Source organism: Bradyrhizobium sp. 33ap4, from assembly GCF_032654765.1.
Taxonomy (GTDB): Bacteria; Pseudomonadota; Alphaproteobacteria; order Rhizobiales; family Xanthobacteraceae; genus Bradyrhizobium; species Bradyrhizobium australafricanum.
In genome coordinates this window covers 1-853 of sequence record NZ_JAUMTJ010000198.1, presented here as the reverse complement: position 1 = coordinate 853, position 853 = coordinate 1, and the positions used below count along the sequence as shown (strand labels likewise).

General features: G+C 63.1%; 1 protein-coding gene. It reads right to left on the bottom strand.

The annotated features are described in order from the left end of the window. Positions 1-32: 32 nt before the first annotated feature. Positions 33-824 carry an AMP-binding protein gene (locus Q2M23_RS43670; protein WP_316399534.1) on the bottom strand — a complete coding sequence of 264 codons (792 nt, stop codon included), beginning with the start codon at positions 822-824 and terminating at the stop codon, positions 33-35. Positions 825-853 lie beyond the last annotated feature (29 nt).

The window sequence follows — 853 nt, the reverse complement described above, 5'->3', positions numbered from 1 at the left end:
GCCAAGCGGTCTTAGGAAGACAACTATAACACTCAACTCCTTGGCTCACAGAACGACATGGCTACGATCCGACTTGAGCTGCGATCGGCCGCGTCGAGCCCGGGATGATCGAGCAGCATGTAGATCACGGTCGGCGGCAGGAAGGTGTGGGTGACGCGGTAGCGCTCGATCAGCGCCAGGAACTCGCCGATGTCAGGGTGGTGCATGATCACGACCCGGCCGCCCAACGTCATGATCGGGAAACAGAGCACGCCGGCGGCATGCGTCAGCGGCGCCAGCGCGAGATAAATCGGGCGGCCCTTGAACGGATAGCCCATCAGAGTCAGCGCGGTCATCGCCTCGATGTTGCGTCCCGACAGCATCACGCCCTTCGGCTTGCCGGTGGTGCCGCCGGTCCCCGGGATCATCGCGAGATCGTCGATCGTGGCGCGCTGATAGACATCATCAGTAAGCCCGCCGAGCCAGCGCTCGAATGACGGCGCGAACGGCAGCTCGGCGTCGAGACAGACCAGCGCGCGCAGCTTGGGCAGGTCCTGCCGGACCGCCTCGACCATCGGCGCAAAGCTGGAATGAAACAGCAGCAGGCTGCAATCGAACTGATCGAGGATGAACTTGTTCTCGGTCGCCTCGTTGCGCGGATTGATCGGACACCACACGGCAGCCGCGCGCGAGATGCCGAACACGCAGGCGAAAGCGAGCGGATCGTTGCCGGACAGGATCGCGACCTTCTCGCCGGGAGCGATGCCCGACCGGTCGAGCCCGCGCGCGATCCGGTAGCTAAGTCGGAGGCCAAGCGGTCTTAGGAAGACAACTATAACACTCAACTCCTTGGCTCACAGAACGACATGGCTAC